The sequence below is a fragment of the Paenibacillus sp. 7523-1 genome (assembly GCF_002276415.1).
GTDB lineage: Bacteria > Bacillota > Bacilli > Paenibacillales > Paenibacillaceae > Paenibacillus > Paenibacillus illinoisensis_A.
The window spans coordinates 135,253-150,996 of the sequence record NZ_NPBR01000022.1; the positions used below are offsets into that span (position 1 = coordinate 135,253).

Annotated in this window: 15 protein-coding genes; 8 read left to right on the forward strand and 7 right to left on the reverse strand. The window is 49.7% G+C overall.

Features of this window, described 5'->3' with window-relative positions; all coding sequences use genetic code 11:
* The first annotated feature begins 42 nt into the window (after window positions 1-42).
* A complete protein-coding gene (locus CHH60_RS22795) occupies window positions 43-654 on the forward strand; it encodes a GNAT family N-acetyltransferase (RefSeq protein WP_095361301.1) in 612 nt (203 codons plus the stop codon).
* Between the two features lie 264 nt (window positions 655-918).
* Here the strand turns inward: CHH60_RS22795 and CHH60_RS22800 are convergent, their stop codons facing one another.
* Together CHH60_RS22800 and CHH60_RS22805 are read right to left on the reverse strand one after the other, a co-directional pair.
* Window positions 919-1,728, reverse strand: coding sequence for a histidinol-phosphatase (locus CHH60_RS22800; RefSeq protein ID WP_095361302.1), 810 nt, complete (start codon window positions 1,726-1,728; stop codon window positions 919-921).
* A 31-nt stretch (window positions 1,729-1,759) separates the two neighbouring features.
* Entirely contained in the window at window positions 1,760-2,662 is a 903-nt protein-coding gene (locus CHH60_RS22805) for a LysR family transcriptional regulator (RefSeq protein WP_095361303.1), read from the reverse strand.
* A 458-nt stretch (window positions 2,663-3,120) separates the two neighbouring features.
* Here CHH60_RS22805 and CHH60_RS22810 point away from each other — a divergent pair, with 458 nt between their 5' ends.
* The 5 genes from CHH60_RS22810 to CHH60_RS22830 all read left to right on the forward strand — a co-directional run bounded on the left by CHH60_RS22810 (window position 3,121) and on the right by CHH60_RS22830 (window position 7,994).
* Complete coding sequence (locus tag CHH60_RS22810; protein ID WP_095292039.1) at window positions 3,121-3,579, forward strand: chemotaxis protein CheX; 459 nt, start codon at window positions 3,121-3,123, stop codon at window positions 3,577-3,579.
* A gap of 54 nt (window positions 3,580-3,633) precedes the next feature.
* The gene (locus tag CHH60_RS22815; RefSeq protein ID WP_095361304.1) at window positions 3,634-4,407 is read left to right on the forward strand and encodes an SDR family NAD(P)-dependent oxidoreductase; all 774 of its coding nucleotides are present in this window, start codon (window positions 3,634-3,636) and stop codon (window positions 4,405-4,407) included.
* A gap of 213 nt (window positions 4,408-4,620) precedes the next feature.
* Window positions 4,621-5,994 carry a DEAD/DEAH box helicase gene (locus CHH60_RS22820; protein ID WP_095361305.1) on the forward strand — a complete coding sequence of 458 codons (1,374 nt, stop codon included), beginning with the start codon at window positions 4,621-4,623 and terminating at the stop codon, window positions 5,992-5,994.
* Window positions 5,995-6,021: 27 nt separating this feature from the next.
* Window positions 6,022-6,774, forward strand: a complete 753-nt coding sequence (locus CHH60_RS22825; RefSeq protein WP_095361306.1) for an ABC transporter ATP-binding protein — start codon at window positions 6,022-6,024, stop codon at window positions 6,772-6,774.
* A 2-nt stretch (window positions 6,775-6,776) separates the two neighbouring features.
* Window positions 6,777-7,994 carry an ABC transporter permease gene (locus CHH60_RS22830; protein WP_095361307.1) on the forward strand — a complete coding sequence of 406 codons (1,218 nt, stop codon included), beginning with the start codon at window positions 6,777-6,779 and terminating at the stop codon, window positions 7,992-7,994.
* A gap of 171 nt (window positions 7,995-8,165) precedes the next feature.
* On the opposite strand, the gene CHH60_RS29940 is transcribed toward CHH60_RS22830, so the two are convergent.
* The 3 genes from CHH60_RS29940 to CHH60_RS22840 form a co-directional block, all read right to left on the reverse strand.
* Window positions 8,166-8,303 (reverse strand): hypothetical protein, encoded by a 138-nt coding sequence (locus CHH60_RS29940; RefSeq protein WP_164764282.1) that lies wholly within the window; start codon window positions 8,301-8,303, stop codon window positions 8,166-8,168.
* 282 nt (window positions 8,304-8,585) lie between these two features.
* A complete protein-coding gene (locus tag CHH60_RS22835; protein ID WP_095361308.1) occupies window positions 8,586-9,884 on the reverse strand; it encodes an aminotransferase class I/II-fold pyridoxal phosphate-dependent enzyme in 1,299 nt (432 codons plus the stop codon).
* A 177-nt stretch (window positions 9,885-10,061) separates the two neighbouring features.
* Window positions 10,062-10,679, reverse strand: coding sequence for a pyridoxamine 5'-phosphate oxidase family protein (locus CHH60_RS22840; RefSeq protein ID WP_095361309.1), 618 nt, complete (start codon window positions 10,677-10,679; stop codon window positions 10,062-10,064).
* Between the two features lie 213 nt (window positions 10,680-10,892).
* Here CHH60_RS22840 and pdxR point away from each other — a divergent pair, with 213 nt between their 5' ends.
* Both pdxR and CHH60_RS22850 read left to right on the forward strand, forming a co-directional pair.
* The gene (gene pdxR / locus CHH60_RS22845; protein WP_095361310.1) at window positions 10,893-12,344 is read left to right on the forward strand and encodes a MocR-like pyridoxine biosynthesis transcription factor PdxR; all 1,452 of its coding nucleotides are present in this window, start codon (window positions 10,893-10,895) and stop codon (window positions 12,342-12,344) included.
* Window positions 12,345-12,570: 226 nt separating this feature from the next.
* Window positions 12,571-13,356, forward strand: a complete 786-nt coding sequence (locus CHH60_RS22850) for a helix-turn-helix domain-containing protein (protein ID WP_095361311.1) — start codon at window positions 12,571-12,573, stop codon at window positions 13,354-13,356.
* Window positions 13,357-13,729: 373 nt separating this feature from the next.
* Here CHH60_RS22850 and asd read toward each other — a convergent pair whose 3' ends face one another.
* Window positions 13,730-14,521, reverse strand: coding sequence for an archaetidylserine decarboxylase (gene asd, locus CHH60_RS22855; RefSeq protein ID WP_095361312.1), 792 nt, complete (start codon window positions 14,519-14,521; stop codon window positions 13,730-13,732).
* A gap of 85 nt (window positions 14,522-14,606) precedes the next feature.
* The gene (locus tag CHH60_RS22860; protein WP_095361313.1) at window positions 14,607-15,737 is read right to left on the reverse strand and encodes a YheC/YheD family endospore coat-associated protein; all 1,131 of its coding nucleotides are present in this window, start codon (window positions 15,735-15,737) and stop codon (window positions 14,607-14,609) included.
* Window positions 15,738-15,744: the final 7 nt, after the last annotated feature.

Genomic DNA, 15,744 nt, shown 5'->3' on the forward strand with positions numbered 1-15,744 from the left:
TCTTACCGGACCAGAACCCGATAGACAAAAGGAGCGATTGCCATGCTGACCCGAAAAATGCTGGGCCAAGGACTTCCTGTGTTATGGACAGACCGACTGCTGCTTCGATCTTTGCGTCAGAGTGATTTTAGCACATTATCGGAACTGTTTTCCGATCCGCAAGTCATTCAATATGTAAATAGGGGAGGCCAACCAACGCCAATTCGTGCCCGGCGACTACTGAATCAGATCCGGAGCAGCAGTTCGAAGCTGGATTCGCTGCATTACGGCATCTGCTGGAAAGGCAGGGAGCAGATCATTGGCATCACGTCTTTTCAGCACTGGAATGAGCATAGCGGCACTGCCCAGATTGGCTATATTCTGAACAGATCCTGCTGGGGTATGGGCGTAGCAACCGAAGCGGTACAGCGCCTGCTGCACTTTGGTTTTACGGAGCTGAACCTTCAAAAAGTGGAAGCACGCTGCTACGAAGCCAATGTATCATCCGAACGGGTGCTTCGCAAAAGCGGGATGTCGTACGAACGCACTCTTCCTTCATTTGGATGGAGCCAAGAGGATGGTCAGACACAAGACACTCTGCTCGACGTCAAATTCTATGCTTTATATCGGGAAGAGCATGTGCGATTACAAAAGGATAAAAGTCTGCAAACCTAGGTATCCAACAAGCAAAAATAACATAGAATAAAATAGCAAAATCTGTTGAATCGAATTTCAATCATTTGTTACACAATTGAAATATAGCTGCAATTGAACTCTAACAGACAGCGGGTAAACTTATCTCATGACCCCCTTTTTGATAAATAGATATGCTGTTGGGACCCGCCGCGAGCGGGTTCATTTTTTTTGACCAAAAGAAAAACCCTACGATAGGGATCGTCCCGTAGACAGTAGGGTTTCAAGCTTCTTATTCTGTTGTCGTTACAAGGGAACAATCTGCATCTGTTTCTGTTTAAAATAAACCCATTCCGTAAAGCCGATCTCTTTCAGGCGAGTCTGAACGTCTTCCAAGTCGTCCGCTACACGCGAAGGCTTGTGCGCATCGGATCCGAAGGTGACTTTTACGCCGTAATGATTCGCTCTCTCCAAAATGGCATCAGAGGGATACCAGCCGCCGCTTAGCTTGGTTTTGCCGGAGGTGTTGATCTCGATAGCCACACCCGCCTCCGCAATAATCTGCAAGGTTTCATCAATGGCATGATCAGCCACAATCTCGGAGAATGCAGGATAATTGCCTTTCATGGCATCAATGTGTCCAAGAATCTGGAACATGCCACTCCGGGCAGACTGTGAAATCAATGAGTAGTAGCGTTCCTTCACTTCGATTTTCCGTGCTTCACTGAGTCCCTTCCACCGGGTTTTGTTAAAAATACTGACATCCTCCGTATGGTGAACCGAACCAATGATATAGTCAAAAGGATGCTGTCCCAGCGTACTCCGATACAACTCGGCATGGAGAGGGAAATAATCGGATTCGATGCCAAGCAGCACGTCAATTTTCCCAGCGTATTCCTCTTTCAGTGCAAGAACCTCTTCCACGTAATGGCGCAATTCGGACTTGGCCATCGCAATGCGGGGGAATGCTTGCTCTTCCTTACTGGCGAAATAGGGCGTGTGATCGGAGATTCCAATGGCCTGAAGACCAGCCTGAATGCCAGCTTCGATGTATTCCCGAATGTTGCCATCTGCATGACCACAGCGGAAATGATGCGTATGAAGATCGAATTTCATGAATGATCCTTCCTTTCTCCTGCCTTGTTTGTCATTCTGAACTGATAAATTGGGTTTCCGGCATGCCTTTCAGGTCGCTCAGGAATTGATGCATGGCCGAATTAAGATAACGACTGGATTTGTAAATGACGCCTACAGGATGACTGACCTCAAGTTCACTTAGCGGAATCATCCGAAGTGTACCCTGACGCAGTTCATGTGCGACGGATTGCTTGGATATCACGGCCGCTCCGAGGTTGATCTCGACCATCCGTTTGACTTCCTCACTGCTCGACAATTCCATCACAATATTGGGCTCAATGCCATGTTTTTTGAAAATGCCCTCCGTAAACCTTCTCCCAACCGTATCTGGCGACAGCATAATCAGAGGGGTGCTGCGCAGCACATCCACCGCGGCATGCTTCTGCTTCGCAAGGGGATGAGCAGGAGACACAACAAGTTCGAATGTGTCGTAATAGAGAACAGAGGTGTTCAGATTGGGATTGCGCTCGGTGAGATAACCGATACCAACGTCAATCAACCCATTTTCGACCTGCGTATAGATCTGTGAGGAAGGCAGGGACTGAATACTGGTTTTGATCAATGGGAACTGATCTTGGAAGTAGGATAGCACCCGTGGGAGAATCTGAATCGCAATGGAGGTTGTCGTGCCCAGTACGATATGGCCTTGAGGCGTTTCATCGAGATCGGACAGCTTCTGCTTCAGTTCGTCAACGATATCTAGCATGCGCTTGGCATGCTCCAAAAACACTTGTCCGCGATCAGTTAAAGTAACAGGTTGGTTACGATCTACAAGAACAGTGTTGAATTCATCCTCCAGACTTTTAATCTGGGCCGAGACGGCAGGCTGGGTTAGGTTCAGAAGTTCTCCCGCTTTGCGGAAACTCATCGTTTTTGAGATCGTAATCAGCGTCTCCAGTTGGCTGATATTCATGTATGGCCTCCTTGCGGGTAAGATGTCGTGTCATGGAGTGTTCCTGTGAGGAATGGAATCCGTAACTTTTTTTTGGTTTGTTATCTTAAATTATAGGTGATTCGAGACGGCAGGGCAATGAAGGAGACACGTGGGGTTGAAGAAGAATACATGAGCGTCAATTAAACTTAATATCAAGATTTTTAAAAAAATTACATTTGTTAAAACACAGTAAAAAAGTCCTAAATCTTAATGCACCTCGAATTGAATCAAAAGTCTTCCTACAAAAGGGGTGCAGAGTTCTGTTATTTCGTCAAAAACAGCTATAAACTATTGCCCCGTGCATGACGATAAATTATAGTACACATGTCTTACCGAATTCATAGTGAATTCTTGTACGTGATAAAGTATAATAAAATTATTGAATATGGGACTTTTGGTATGTGACCAATAACCCAGTGTAAGGGGGACATTAGACAGTGAAAGCGGAAGTAATTAATCCTTTCCTGGAATCCGCACGCAACGTATTCGAACAACTCATCCAGGTTTCGCCTTCCACCGGGAGTCTTGGCGTGAAGAACGTAGAGTACATAGCAGACCATGTTTGGATCGTGATCGGAATGACCGGCCAGCTGAGCGGAAACATTGTTTTCGGAATTCAGGAACAAGTTGCACTGCGAATTGTCTCCGCCATGATGGGCGGTTTTGTAATTACCGAAATGGATGAAATGAGTAAAAGCGCCATCTCGGAACTGGGCAACATGATTAGCGGCAATGCGAGCACGATCCTGTCCAACCAGGGTGTCGTGGTGGACATCACGCCTCCGCAAGTGTTGAAGTCCGAACATTTGACTGAATTTAATGCAACGAAGGCATTGAGTATTCCACTGCTGATGGACGGAATTGGCGAGATGGATATTCAGGTCATGATCTCGTAGAATAGAACCATAGCCTGAACAGGCAAATGTGTTCATTACGGGAGGACTTCGGGTATGCTGAAAGATCAGGTTGTATTCATCACAGGTGCGTCGAGCGGAATTGGTGCGCTCTGTGCACAGATGCTGATTGAAGAAGGAGCTATTCCCATTCTTGCTGCCCGATCTCGGGACAAGCTTGAACAGATTGGTGCTTCATTAAAAGGGCCGCATGAGCTGCTTACGCTGGATGTAACCAATGATGAGCAAGTACAGACAGCGTTTAACATGATGCTGGAAAAGTATGGACGAATCGATATTTTGCTGAACAATGCAGGTTACGGAAAGTTTGCCGCAATGACGGAAATGACGGTGCAGGAATTCGAAGATATGATGGACGTCAATTACATGGGAATTGTTCGCTGTACGAAGGCAGTGCTGCCGCACATGCTGGAACGTGGCAAGGGACAGATCGTGAATGTGGCCTCCATGGCTGGCAAAATTGGGACTGCGAAATCCGCATCCTATACAGCCACCAAACATGCCGTACTTGGATTCAGCAATGCTTTGCGTCAGGAGCTGCGTAAAACCGGAGTGACGGTTACGACCATTAATCCGGGTCCCATTGATACGCCGTTTTTTCATCGTGCAGATCCATCCGGGAATTACGTTAACAACGTGCGCTGGATGATGCTCAAACCGGAAGAGGTTGCGGGGCATATGATCCGGGCGATGAAGAAACGCAAGGAAGAAGTGAATCTGCCAAGACTCGCTTCCGCTGGCATATGGCTGTATCAGCTGTTTCCGCGACTCGCTGACCGGCTGTCGCATGGGGTCATGAACCAGAAGTAGAAATGCAGCAGCCTGAGCATCATATAGGGAATAAGAGAAAAGCTCCGCCGAGGGGCTTTTCTTTTTTTTGCGCCCAGGCAGAGTGTTACCGAATAAGATTTGGTCCACAGCCTTTTTTCGCATATAATGAAAGATAATGTGATGACAGGCTTATGCTTCATAAGTACAAGCTGGAAGTAGCATCGTAAGAATAAAATTAAAGGATGGACATACATGACGAATGAAACATTTGCTTCAATAGGCGTGGCACAGGATCTGGAGGCGATACTCGCTTCGCACGGGATCAACGAACCTTCTCCGGTACAGGCCCAGACCATACCCGTTATCTTGGAAGGCCGGGATGTGGTCGCGAAATCCCAGACGGGTACAGGCAAAACGCTTGCTTATCTTCTGCCATTGCTGCAATCCATCAAAAGTGATGTTAAAGGTACACAAAAGCTTATTATAGCGCCTACCCAAGAACTGGCCATGCAGATCGTGCGCGAAGCACAGCGATATGGAGAGGGACGCAGCATCGGCGTACTTGGCCTCATTGGAGGCGCAGCTGTCAAACGCCAGATCGAGAAATTGCGTGAGCATCCCGAGCTGGTTGTGGGCACGCCTGGACGACTGAAGGAACTGATTACGCTGAAAAAGCTGAAAATGCACAACGTTTCCACGATTGTCATTGATGAGGCTGACCAGGTATTCCAGCTGGGTGGCGTAAGTGATGTAGAGTTTGTGCTTCGCAGTGCACTGCGTGACCGTCAGCTGATTTTCCTGTCTGCGACCATTGATGAGCACACTGCTGGACTTGCCAAGCGTGAGATGAAGGAACCTGTCCAGATCGGAATCGAACCGGACCGGGCAACTGCTGCGGGACTGGAGCATTATTATTTTGTGGAAGAAACCCGCAACAAAATCGATATGCTGCGCCGTCTGGTTAGGCAGTATAATCCTGATCGTGCCATCGTGTTTGTGAACGCTACAGAAGACATCGGCGAGGTAGAGGCCAAAATGAACCATCTGGGCCTTACTGCTGCTGCATTGTATGGTGATGCGGACAAAGTTACGCGGAGCAACGTACTTTCTGCGTTTCGCAATGGCAAAATCAAATTGCTGATTGCCAGTGAAGTCGCGGCAAGAGGATTGGATATTGAAGGCTTGCCAATGGTCATCAACTATGACCCTGCTTTTGACTCGGAGCACTATGTTCACCGTGCGGGACGCACAGGACGAATGGGACGCAGCGGAATTGTGCTGTCCATCGTGGATGAAACGCAAATCTTCATCATGCGCAAATTCGCGCGTGAACTTGGCATTGAATTGCCGGAACGCGTGTTGTTCGGCGGCAAAGTACTTGAAGCTGATCCGCGTCCGGACACCCGGCCTGAAGGCCATTCTTTCTCGAGAAAACCGGGACCGTCCCGAGACCGCAAGCCAGGCCAGGCAGGCCGTAACGGCGGAGCAAGAGCTGCTGTGTCGAATCAGCGTACAGCAGACAGCAAGCCTGCTCGCAATGCTGGAAGAACAGAGCGGGACCAGGATCGTAAAAATAAGGGTGCACCCAAATGGAGCAAGGGAAACACACCGCGTTCCGAAGAATAACACCTGACGAAAGAGGTGCAGGGATTGATGGATAACGGACAAACGCCCGTACTTAAAATCAGCGGGTTAAGCGGAGGATATAGTGCCAAACGGCCGGTTCTCCACGGTATCGATCTCGAAGTTGGACGCGGAGAGATGGTCGGACTGATCGGATTAAACGGTGCCGGAAAAAGTACGACAATGAAACATATTTTAGGCTTGATGACTCCCCAGCAAGGGGAGGTTCGGGTCATGGGCAAGAAGCGGGACGAGGACGCGCAGATCTATCAATCAGCGATGGCTTTTGTGCCGGAGTCACCCGAATTGTATGACGAGATGACCGTAATGGAACATCTGGAGTTCACAGCCAGAGCATATGGCGTATCCGAAGCGGATTTCAAACACCGTACGGAGAAATTGCTGGACCTGTTCCGCATGAGGGAGAAAAGCACAAGCCTGTCGACCCATCTGTCCAAAGGGATGCGGCAGAAGGTGATGATCATGTGTGCTTTTGTTGCGGGGCCCCCGCTCTACATTATTGATGAACCGTTCCTCGGGCTCGACCCGCTCGGAATTCGTTCTTTGCTGGATTTCATGTTGGAAATGAAGGCATCCGGATCATCCATATTGTTGAGTTCGCACATTCTGTCCACGATTGAAAACTACTGTGATCGCTTTGTAGTATTGCATCGGGGTCAGGTTATCGCTCACGGAACATTGAATGAGATGCGCACCCAGTTCGGAGATTCGGATGCGGCGCTGGAGCACATGTTCTATTCTCTTGTGCAGGGCAGGGATTAAGCATGGACCTCAAGCTGTTATGGAAGCAAAGACGCACGGGATTCTGGAACGGAATTCTTCCTTATCTGGGCTATGTCATACAGAGTGGCGTGGCCATGGTCTTTCTCTTTCTCGTCATTGCATTCTCTGCCTGGTACACCTCATTTGTACAAAACATACCTGCAGGATTTCCAATTCGCTGGATTGCCTTGCTGTTGCTGGCACCGCTAGTCCTGTTCAGCAGTTATCGTACATATCTGCATCCTGCTGATATCGTATTTCTGAGACCTCAGGAGTACCGGATGCAGGAGTACCTGAAGAACAGTTTTGCCCGGGGAATTATCTACAAAAGTCTCGGCATGCTGCTCGTATTTGTTACGCTGTGGCCTCTCTATGTTCGTGCAGACCAGGATGCAAGGCCATTTGGCTGGTTTATCGTGCTTTTGCTCCTCTGGAAAGGACTGGCGAGCTACGGCGCCTGGCAGGAGCTGCGAATGGTTCAGACCGGGGCGGCCAGAGCCTATCGTTTGCTGCGCTGGGCACTGTCTATACTGGCGATTGCCGCTTGGTTGTGGCAGCCTCCACTGCGTAGTGTCTGGTTCCTGTTGCTGCTGGCGGCCCTCTATGTGGTCGCACTGCGCATCCCGATGAAACACCGGGTTGCATGGGAACGTCTGATTCAGGTGGAGCAGGGCCAGGCCGGTCGGGTCATGCGGACGCTAGGCTGGTTCGTGGATGTGCCGTCATCCGGCCAGAAAGTAAGTGCTCGCCGCTGGCTCAGTAAATGGGGAAGCGGACTACCCTGGAATGCAGGGAAAGCCTATCGCTATCTCATTACCAAAACATTCATTCGAACCGAAGTGTTCACGATTGTGCTGCGATTGATCGTACTGGGCATGCTGCTCAGCTGGTGGACAGCGGGAAGTTACTTTGGCGTAGGGGTATATCTGTTCTTCCTTCTGCTGGTTGGTGTTCAGCTTGGCGCATTACGCCGCAGTCATGGTGAATCCTTCTGGATCATGATCTATCCCATCTCTGCAGAGAGCCGCCGTTCCCAGGTGCTCGGATTCATCTTCAATCTGCATGCTATTGCTGCTCTATTGATGTGGCTTCCGATGTGGACTGCCGGAATAAGTGGATTGAGTGTTACGGGAATAGCGCTGGTGCTCGGCGCGCTGGTGATCTACCTCATGAGGCGTTCACAGGGCAACAAATGGTTGAAGGAAGAAGAAGACGAGTGACTTGACCTTATTGCTGCAAACGTGGACTGGAGAAGATGAACTCCGGCAGCGAGAGTGTTATGAAAATCGTCAATCACGAAAAAGACGGTTATGTTGGGGCTGAGTCCCCAAATAACCGTCTTTTTTGCTGCGGTTAACCTATTTGGCTCTCACGCGTAGAGAAGGATGGTACTAACAGAGGAATGATTTGGTGATGATTACGAGCAAGATGAACAGGACGAGAATCGCACCTGTATTTGTAAATCCTCCGAAACCGCCGCATCCATAACCGTATCCATAACCGCCTCTTGTTTCTTCAACTCCAGACATGGGTCATTCCCCTTTCGAGTGGTATTTGGCACGCCCTTGCGTACACCGTATACTATGTGCCCTGGGTTTCTGCTGATTGGGCCACTGCCCGGAATCATTTAGAAATAAATATTACAGGTGAGGCAGAGCTTCTGCCGCTGAAAAGAAAACATGCCAAACAGCCCTCTATGGGACGTAGTGTACACGTCAATGGATAGAGGGCTGTTTATATTACAGGACTTGCCCAGAAGCCTAGGCACGTCCTGAGTTATTCATTTTTACAAGAGCGAAGCCTGGCTGGAATCAGTCCTGCTTCAGATCGGTGATGCCACGGTAGATGGTATCAAACAGATCTTCCAGTCCGGACTCTTCAATACAGGAGAAGGCGATGCGCAGATCAGCTTCACCCAGTGCAATGGTACCTACACCGTACTTGTGCAGCAAGTGGGAACGAAGTGTTTCTGCATCAACGTCTTTTAGCTTCAGACACATGAAGTAGCCGGAGTTGAACGGATAGTAATCCCAGACATCGCCGTATTTGCCGCTATCGAGAATGGCTTTCACCTTGTTCGCACGGCCTTTCATGATCTCAAACTTCTCCTGTTTCTGCGCTTCGAATTCCGGTGCTTTCAGTGCATCCAGGACAAATGTCTGTGATGGATGCGGACCACTGGAGATGGTTGCCCGGATAATGCCAAGCGTTTTTTGCTCCAGCGCATGCAGAACCGCAGCATTTTCATGCCCATATGTGATGAAACCAACGCGGAAGCCCCATACGAACTCTTCCTTCGTTGCACCATCCACTTTGACAGTGAGCACGCGTGGATGAATGTTGGCCAATTTGCCAAACAATGATTCGTGAATGGAATCCTCGAAGAACAGACCGAAGTAGGCATCGTCTGTGACGGCAATCACATCTACGCCTGCTTCCGCAGCCTGACGGATGGTGTCCACAATTGCATCGGCTTCTTGGCCTCCAGGTGTGTAGCCTGTTGGATTGTTCGGGAAGTTGAGCAGCACAATGGCTTTGCCTTTGCCCTTCTGTGCAAGCAATGCTTCAAGCAGTCCTTGACTATTAAAGTTCAGTTGGTCATCGAACAGGGGATAATGAACCAGCTGGCCATGTCGACGAATTCCGAAAGTCAGCTCGTAATTTTCCCAGTTTTTATCCGGATATATAACAGCGTCCCCTTCTTCAACGAAGAGGTCGGCTACAATACTGAGTCCATGAGTCAATGCATTGGTAACAATGGGGTTACCAAACGTTTTGCCTTCAAGTGAAGGGGTCTCCTTCAGCATCTTGTCTCTCCATACCGTCCGCAGTTCAGGCTTACCCGCAGGCGGAGCGTAAGGATAGAGGTCCTTCGGTTGGAATGCAGACAGCTTCTCCTGAATAACCGGAAGATGCATCGGCACACCGCCCTCCAGAGCAATACCAATCGTAGCATTATAGGTCTTGGCCAGGCTTGCTGCTTCAGCAGACTGACTCAGGATACCTTCTTTTGGGAAATAGATCTCTTTGCCGAGCTGCGACAGCATGGAGTAGACGTGACTGCTGCCTGCCTGAATACTTTCGTTCAACTGTTCAGCCAGTGGATTCATTCTTTTCATCCTTCCAAGTCTTTGGGATTCAACTGCCTAACATTATATCACCTTGACATCCCCCCGTCACGGAAATTACGCAATATGACAGTTATATCACTTCACCGCGTTGTTGCAGGAGGTCAAAAGGAGGAATTTAGGCACGTTGTTCCCTATGGTGTGGCAGGAAAATACTGTTTATTGCTGATGAAAAGGACAATATTCCCGCATCATTTCGGCTGTTTCGGCATCTCTTCCCTCATTGCGCTGTTCCAGCTGCCCGCTGATATGCTCGAAACGTTCGGTGGAGAGATTCTGTCCGAATTTGAACTTGGCACTGAGATGTTCCGGCACGATTCGAACAACAGCAACAGCCTTTAATCTACCCGTATACCGGGAATCGGCAGCATCAATGGGGATATATCCACCCTGCGGCTGAAGTTTCTCCATAAACCGCTGCAGCACCTTGCCCTTGATTTCCAGATCCTGAACAGGCTCTGCCTGACCGGATGCCATGACACTTTTGAAAAAGGAGGTTGCGGGACAAGCCAGTTCGGGATCACTGAAATAGGAGGGGATCAGGGAAAACTCTTCAGCCACCGTAAAGCTGACCGAGGAATCATGCTTGATCTGTTTCATTTTCTCCCCGGCAAGACTGCCATGGAAGTAGAAGCATCCGTCCATATAGACGAAATTGAGTGGTGTTACCCTTGGTTGTCCATCCGGACTGACGGTTCCCAGAAATCCGAAGGAGCACTGATCCAGAAATGCAGTAATTTCTTTCTCTTCATCCACTGTAAATTCTTTGCGTCTCATATAGTTTTCCCCCTTGGTTGTGATTAATCTGAACTTGAATGGCATTCTAAATGTTGCTCTAACGATAAAACATGCATTGACATAAAAATAGATCCAATTTACATTCATTTTTATAGGCCAATTACTGAGGTGAAAGATGGGGAATACAATGAACTTGGAGTAAGAGGCACCGCCATATGGGTTGAAAATATGAAAGAGAGGGGAGCGAGAGTCATGGAACTGTGGCTGCCCTTGGATTCCTATGAGCACCAGCATCGTTATAAATACACGGCACTGTATCATGCCTTGCGCGATGCCATCCATGCGGGAACACTCGTGGAAGGGACACGTCTTCCTTCCACGCGAGAACTCGCGAGCCAGTATGACATGTCGCGCGGATCTGTGGCACAGGTATATGACATGCTGCTCGCGGATGGTTACGTAGAGGCACATCGGGGCAGAGGTACATTCGTTAAAGGCGCATTTAGGATAGAGGAACAAGGGGAACAGGAAGCAGTCATTCAGCTCTCTCCATGGGGAGAACGCGTGAGCAGACTGGATACCCAAAAAAGAACGGAATCTGTCTCTGTTCAGGATCGCCATATCATCGATTTTCATGTCCATCGCATGCCTGCAGGCCACTTCCCCACATCGGAATGGAAAAGCGCACTCGCCGCTGTACACCGAAGCGATTGGCGGGAGCAAAGTGGTGCAGCAGGAGACCCTGAACTGCGTGAGGCCATCGCTTCACATCTAAGATGGACACGGGGGATTCAGGCGGATGCATCCCAGATTGTACTGTTCAGTGGTTCGATGCAAGGCATCACATTGCTGGCACAGCTGCTGATCCCGGAAGGGGCACAGGTCATATTGGAAAATCCGGGGTACCAGGGAATCGCGCATGCGGTGAACGCCTGTGGGGGTAGAGCTGTCCCGGCAGCTGTAGATTCGCAGGGCATCATCCCCGAAGATTGGAACGCCCAGACGCTGTTCGTTACCCCAACCCGGCAGTTCCCGACTGGGGCGGTGTTAGGACTGGATAGACGCAAAACGCTGCTAGCCTGGGCCTCCAAGCGCAACGCCGTCATTATTGAAGACGACTACGACAGTGAATTTCGCTGGGGAGGCAGACCGATTGAACCGCTTAAAGTATTGGATCGCGAGCAGAGGGTGATCTATGTCGGATCATTCTCACAGACCATGATTGCTTCCTTCCGGCTGGGCTATGCGGTCCTGCCACCAGGTCTGGTGCAGCCACTCCTTGCAGCGAAAGCCCTATATGAGCCGGTACCCCCTGCGTTATTGGAACAGCGAGCCTTGGCCAAATTCATGAGCAGGGGCGGATATCTGCGGCATTTGAGACGGTTAACCCGGCTATACGGGGAACGGCATGCCTTTTTTGTCCAGGAGATGGTTCATCAGTTACCAGAGGCATTCACCATGCAGCCAGGAGATGCAGGGCTTCACATCTACGCGACCTGGAATGGCAGTCCGGACGGCTTTCTGAAATTCAAAACGATAGCAAAGCAAGAAGGTGTGTTATTTCGGGATGCCGAGCGTTATCAACTGATCCCCGGTCCTCCAGCTGTTTGTTTTGGCTTTGCACATCTGGAGAAAGAGGAGATCACGGAAGGCATCAGAAGACTGCGGCTGGCATGGGAGAAGAGTACATTTTCGTTTCACTGAAATTCGCTGTATAATGGATGAAGACATTTCACTCCGGGAGGAGCAGAAATCACATACAAGCACTTTGCATCAGATTCCAGGAAACGTGCTGAGTTTAGGGACAGGCTGAACCGAAAGGATAGTTTTCTAATTCTAAGGTCTGTTAACCGTAAGCGATCTATAAGCGATTGGAATTCAATGATGATGCAACATGCGGAGAGATTAACTTTCAAGGGGGAGTGGCGACATGCTGCAGGCATCGCCGTCATCTTTTGTTATTTTGCCCGCCGTCGCCAAAATTGTCTGCGAACCGGGATGGAAGTGGCAGAAGCGGGAAAAACCGATGCAAAACTATGACTTATTTTATGTATGGAGTGGGGAAGGGACCGTTGTGCTGAATGATCGGTCGTATGAGGTCGGCAAGGGCAGCTGTTTCCTGTTCAGACCAGGTGACCATCCTACTGCAACACATAATAAGCAAAAACCGTTGGTACTTACGTATATTCATTTTGATGTAGATATACCTGTGAATGATGTTCCCCAGTCTTATCGTGAGGTACTGGAAACGGTGGAATTCGAACATTTGCTGGCCCGGTATGTAAGACTGTTCCTATCCGATGTATATGGGCGGGACGAGGAGAGTCGGCTTATTTTGAAACAGCTGATGATTCATTTGCTGCGTGCGGATACGGAATCACCTGTGGAGAAAAGGGTCAGCAACCAATTGTCGGATGTCATTCAGGAAGTGGCGAATTATGTACGCCAGCATCCGGGGATTACCCATCGGGTAGAGGATCTGGCTGCACGTGCGGGCTTGTCGCCCCGATACTTCTCCATCAAATTCAAGGAATTAATCGGCTCTTCTGTCCAGTCGTATATTATTCGCATGCGCATTGAGCGCGCAGAACATTTGCTGGTGCATACGGGCATGAATGTAACCGAGGTCGCGGATGCCCTCGGGTATCGGGATATCTTTTTCTTCAGTCGTCAGTTCAAGCAATACACCGGCAAAAGTCCTTCCGAGATTCGTTAGGTACGATGCATGAGATCAGGGTAACGTTTCAAGTCTGGAGGCCAGGGGTAAGTAAGTAGCATTCCAGACGAAAATAAAGGGGGAACTTGTGATGAACGGAAAACGGCGGATCCGCAACCGGGGATGCTCTATGAAGGGATGCAATATTTTCCGGAACCGTCTGCGTCGCTTCAAACCGGCGGAGGAACTGCAGGACGTGTGGTTTTGAAGAAAAGTCAGAGGACCCATACATACGGAGCGATGTTTCGTATTGAATGTATATAAGGAATCTCCAGTGACTACCGTGGAACGATCATGTTTCAAACCTAAAGAGGATGACGCAAGCACCTGCAATCAGGTCTTGCGCCATCCTCTTTATTTGGATCTGGAGTATTCAGCGATTTGGCTTCAGGCGGCCAAGCAGTGTACCCATTTTGACGGAATCACCCGGCTGGAGGCTGGGATCAGGTTCAAATGTGCCGCTCTGCGTCAGCAGTACCACAGTGGAACCGAATTCAAAATAAGCCAGGTCATCCCCTTGTGCCCAAGTAGTTGCTGCCGTATCCGCGTACTGAATGCTGCTTACGTTCATGGCGCCGACTTTGACGACAGCGACTTCTCCATAAGCATGACCGATATACGTAATCAGACGTTCGTTTCGACTTAGCACCGACTTCATATGAGTCAGACCAAAATCATTTACAGGGTAAACCTTTCCCTTGATATGCTCACTTTCGATTCTGTGCCCGTTAACGGGTGCATGGATCCGGTGATAGTCACGAGGGCTGAGGTACAGGACGAATGCATAACCGTGCTTGTACTTCTCCAGATGTGGTGAGTGGTTTAATAATTCAGCAAGTGTATAATTTTGTCCCTTAACATTCAGGAGTGTGCCTGCAGATACCGGCCCGGCTGCCGTGATTTTGGCATCGACGGGGCTGATGAGTGCATGTTCCGAAAGATCCAGCGGGCGCATGCCCGGCTTTAATTTGCGGGTGAAGAAATCATTCAATGAACGATATTCCTTCCAGTCTTTCTCGGCTTCCTGAACAGGGATGTTGTAGGTCCGGACAAAATAAGGGATAAATGCCTTGCTTCCCCTGCTCTTGGAGAAGGCTCCCACGGTCCGGGAGATCCATTTGCGAGAAGAAAGCTCGGTCATTAACCGCAACAGCGTTTTTGCCATGAATATCCCCCTTAGGGTTAGTGCGAACTTCAAGGCCGGCAGGACCGGCCGTTCTGCATAATATTGACACAGAATGCCAGCGAAATCAATATGGGTACTTACGGTAGGTTTGCGGCTGACGTGGAATCTGCGAATTTTGCTCCATCAGCAGACGTCCATATGCCATGGGCTCACGGTAGCTGGCCTTCCAGTGCTCGGGCATTCCCGCCTTGCGAAAACCGTAGCGCTGGTCCCGTCCATTACATTCGATGAAGTAAATCTGTCCGTTTCTGGCAATCCCCAGATCAAGACCCAGGTCGGCAAGATGCGGAAGACTGGAAGCCAGTGTGCGTGCGATTCGGAGTCCAACTGAACTGATCCGGGCTTCGAGCTCTGGAATGCTGAGTCCCAGTTCTTCTTCATCCAAAGCTTCTGCCAAGGTCATCACCTTGCCCCCTTGAGCAATGTTGGTGACAAAGGTGTGGGTTGGTGCTGCCTTGGCAAACATGCCCGTGATGCCCCATAGACCGTCAATTCCCCGCTGTACAGATACACGCAGATCTACGGGTCTTCCTTCGTAACGAACCAGTGGAATCCGTTCCTCAATGAGATATGCATGGCGAAAAATACGTCTTAAGGTAGCGGAGGGCAGTTGTCCCCTACTGAGCCGGAAGGTTGCCCATCCTTTGCGGGAAGCCCTGGTCTGGCACGTCAATTTCCAATCCCCGTCTCGTTTATACAAACGCATGATACCGTGTCCGATACTGCCGCTGCACGGTTTGATGATCAAGTCATTATAATGTTCCATCATATAAGCCAGAGACTCCGGCGTAGCTTTGGCCGCATAAGGGAGATGTTTCTTCAGTGCAGGATCCTGGTGCAGCATGTCATGAATATGATCCTTGCGATACCGATTCCGAACGTTAAATACCTGTATGCCCTGCAGCAGCAGCTTGGTCACCTGATGCTGATCTGCCCGGCGAAGCTGGAGAGCCCGATTATGGATAACGGGAGGCAGAGGCATTTTTTGACGAACGTAAACGCCATCCTTTTTGACATATGCCAAACAGGTCTTCATCTCCGAATCCACATCTTCAAGCCGCAAAAAGCAAGGCGTTAATCCATAACAGGCCGCTGCCTGCTCATAATTCGCGAGCGATTCCTGACCGGTCCTTCCGGCCGGTATCCCCCGGTACATGCGTGAATCGAACATGATGCCGATCGTTTCTGGGGGCATGACCGTT